The sequence below is a fragment of the Aporhodopirellula sallentina SM41 genome, assembly GCF_000346505.1.
Taxonomy (GTDB): Bacteria; Planctomycetota; Planctomycetia; order Pirellulales; family Pirellulaceae; genus Rhodopirellula; species Rhodopirellula sallentina.
Window position 1 is genome coordinate 1 of the sequence record NZ_ANOH01000469.1, and the last position, 3737, is coordinate 3737.

Sequence of the window (3737 nt, forward strand, 5' to 3'; positions counted from 1 at the left end):
TCCCTACAGCCCAGAACTCAACGCGATCGAACGATTGTGGAAAAAGCTCAAGTACCAACTGATGCCCGCATATGCTTGGGAACGGTTCACTACTCTGCTGAACACTCTAACATCGAAGCTCTCAGAACTCGGTGAAGTGACCTATATGCCGTCGCTTCATCGTTACGCCGAATAACTCCTGTCCATGTGCTTAGCCGCACACAACCCATGTTCGCGAGGACGCTCATTGCGAGTGAGTTGGCCTACCTAAAAAGCCTTGCAATACGGCCTAATCGAGGGAGCTAATACCGCAATAATCGCCATTGGTTGCAATAAACATTGCAACTGGATAGGATTGGAAATATCGAAATTGACGGGTTTTTCCAGCAAAAACCGTGTTAAACAGCGTGTGTCAGAGGGATTTTCACACGGCAGAGGTCACAGATTCGAGTTCTGTATCGCCCATTACCTGGTAGAATTTATCTTTCTTTCTAGCCGAAACCATTGGTTTAGTTACCGCCTGAACGTCAGGCGTGCGACATTTTTCAAAGGCCAAAACGGTACATACCGTTTTGGCTCTCTTTGAAAGGATGTTTCACGATGCTTGGGCTCAAGAATAGGGTTGCTAAACACCGCAAGCATTAGGCTAGCGGACAAGCGGTTGTCATCAATGCGGGGGCCGATCGCGAGTACGGCACTAATATCTAGCCGAATGCTCTACGATCGGCTCAGTTCGCGAGTGGTCGGCAGCCGTCACCGGATGATGAGTCAAGCCTGACCGTTACGGAGCTCACCATCTTCGGCGTGTCATCGAGCTGCCGTCCTACCCATGGGACAGCTCAGGAATCTCGCCACCCATCGACGAACTCGTTCGACTTCGCTACTTGCCTCGCGCAGCCGACGAACTGCTTTCGCAGACCTTGATACATCGCACAACAGTACGGAAGTGCTTCAGGTTGCCGCAGGCAACTTGGTGTGTCGAACCGACCTGTATGCGTGGTAAGTTGGGCCGATTAAGAAAAGAGGAATCCTCCAAACAACTCGCTATGCACCATTCAACACGTTTGGGATGAGGCGGGTATTGGCGATTCAATACTTTTGCGGCAACGGGCGTTGAGGGGAATCCGATCATGACCAAGAAAAAACTGGTTCTCGTTAATCCGGTCAACTGCGTGCGGTCTGGCTTTTCGGTCAATCCTAGTTCCCGTTTCCCACCACTGGGCCTGGGCATCCTCGCTTCGTTGACTCCCGACACGTGGGACGTGAAGCTTTTGGATGAGAATTTCACTCCCTTTGAATACCACGACGCCGATCTGGTAGGCGTCACCGCTTTCACCTCCGCAGCCAATCGAGCCTACGAGATCGCCAGCACCTACCGCAAACGGGGTGTCCCCGTTGTGATGGGAGGCATTCATGCGTCAATGTGTCCTACGGAGGCGTTGCAGTTCGCAGATGCTGTGGTTGTTGGAGAAGCGGAGTCAGTGTGGGCCAAAGTGCTGGCGGATGCCGAATCAGGGAAACTCACCGGACTTTATCACGGCGAATGGCTTGCCCCCAATCGACTCGCCCCGCCCCGTCGTGACGTCTACGAAGGCGACTACGTGTTCGCCTCGGTACAGACATCGCGGGGGTGTCCGCTGGATTGTGAATTCTGCTCGGTCACCGCCTACAACGGCCGCCGCTATCGTCGTCGCCCCATCGAGGATGTGCTCGACGAATTGGAGTCGGTACCGGACGAGCTCTTGTTCTTTGTCGACGACAACATCATCGGCAATGGCGGCGTTTGCCGGGCGCAGGCGTTGGAGTTGTTCAAAGGGATGGTCGCACGCGACCTAAAAATGTCCTGGTTCTGCCAGGCCTCGATCAATGTCGCGGACGACCCCGAGGTGCTCGACTGGGCCGCCCGAGCGGGTTGCCGGATGATTTTCATCGGCATCGAAGCGGAGGACGATGATGCCTTGGCCGAAGTCAACAAGCGGCTGAATCTGAAAAAAGGCGCTGGTTCCTACACGCAAATGTTCGACCGGGTTCACGCAGCGGGCATCGCCGTCTTGGGCGCCTTCATTTTTGGGATGGACAGCGATACTCCGGAGACACTCCGCCGCCGCGCCGAATTCATGGTCAACAGCGATGTCGACGCGATGCAACTGACCACGATGACCCCGCTGCCTGGAACGAGACTGTTTGAGCGTCTCGAGAAAGAAGGCCGTCTGCTTTACACCCAGTTCCCTGCCGATTGGGCGCACTACGACCTGACCAAACTGGTGCACCAGCCCAAGTCGATGGAGCCAGACGAATTGTGGGATGTTATTCGAGAATGTACCGAGCAAGTGTACGCCCTTCCCACGTTGAAGACGAAAGCCCGCCGAACGCTGGAAACAACCGGTAGTATCGAAACCACCGAATTTGCGTACCGCACGAACATGAACTACCGCAACATCGGCCTAGCTCTTGGAACGCTGACGGAGTGAGGATCTACGTTGTTTATTGATTGTGGGACGCAGCAATGAGCTGCCCGTGCGGTCAAGAAAGATTTAAAAGGTGTCTGACACCTTTTTTCGTTCTCGACTTATCATGGCGTCTTTTCGCAGCAGCCCGATTCGAGGTGACCAGCATCCACCGACAGCAAACGCCAAGCGTCCCGACTGCGACACGAGCGACTCCCGTTCGGATTGTCTCCGCCTATCTCGTCGTGCAAGCCATTGGCACGCTGGCGTGGTGGGTGTTGTTGCTTGTCTATCCGGCCAGCATCCCGTGGTTTCAGCCCGCTGCTTGGCCGAATGGTGCACTGCTTTCGTTTTGGATGGCGGACTTCGTGTTGATCATCGCTGGCTCACTCTTGGCCGCGATTTGCGTGTGGCGCCGAGCGTCTTCGGCCGTCACGTTGGTCTGGGTCGTTGCCGCGGTCACTTGGTACCCGACCTTGGTGTGCATCGCGACCAGCCTGCAAACCGGAGAAGCTTGGATCGCATCGGCGATGATGGTTTGCATGGCTGGGTTGTCGCTGTGCATGGCAACGATCCATGGAAACACGTCGCAATCTCCCGCCACGATTCGCGTTGCTTCGATGAGTCCCGCTGTGGCAACCGCGTTGACTCTGGGGCAAACCGTGATCTTCTGGGGGACGTTTCTGTGGGTGCTGCCGCTGGGAATCGTTGAACTGCAACTTCGACTCGGATGGCAAGTGTTTCAACATCCGCTGCAGTCACCATTGTCCGGTGGCTTGTTTCTCGTTGCATCGTCGCTTGGGCTATGGAGCGGCATCACGATGGCGATTCGCGGCGATGGCACGCCACTTCCCACGGCCACCGCGCCTCGTTTGGTGATCGCTGGTCCGTACCGCTATGTTCGCAATCCGATGGCACTCGCGGGCATCGTTCAGGGCATCGCGGTGGGATGGTTCCTCGGCAGCCTTCCTGTCATTGCTTACGCCCTGTGCGGGGCAGTGGTCTGGCATGTCTTTGTGCGTCCCGTCGAAGAACGCGATCTTCAGCTTCGGTTCGGGGCAGACTATCATCGCTACCAGAAACACGTCCGACTCTGGATCCCCACGGTGCCTTTCTTTTGATCCACCGCATTGCAATCGCCGGCTACCGTTCGATCCGCTCGCTGACCGTGCGACTGGGTGAGTTGACGGTGGTCACCGGGCCAAACGGAAGCGGCAAAACCAATCTGTATCGTTCGCTGCGTTTGATCGCTTCCGCGGCCAATGGCAACCTGAACCAATCGTTGGCGGAAGAAGGCGGATTTGAATCTGT

At 55.9% G+C, this 3737-nt stretch carries 3 protein-coding genes; all 3 read left to right on the forward strand.

The genetic code is table 11. The features are described 5' to 3' along the window. Positions 1 to 1109 precede the first annotated feature (1109 nt). Positions 1110 to 2450 (forward strand): B12-binding domain-containing radical SAM protein, encoded by a 1341-nt coding sequence (locus RSSM_RS30440; RefSeq protein ID WP_008689038.1) that lies wholly within the window; start codon positions 1110 to 1112, stop codon positions 2448 to 2450. Positions 2451 to 2584: 134 nt separating this feature from the next. Continuing rightward, positions 2585 to 3547 (forward strand): methyltransferase family protein, encoded by a 963-nt coding sequence (locus tag RSSM_RS30445; RefSeq protein ID WP_008689040.1) that lies wholly within the window; start codon positions 2585 to 2587, stop codon positions 3545 to 3547. Beyond that, positions 3544 to 3737, forward strand: a 194-nt coding sequence (locus tag RSSM_RS30450) for an AAA family ATPase (protein ID WP_008689042.1), incomplete at its 3' end; no start/stop codon positions are given. The genes RSSM_RS30445 and RSSM_RS30450, both read left to right, overlap by 4 nt.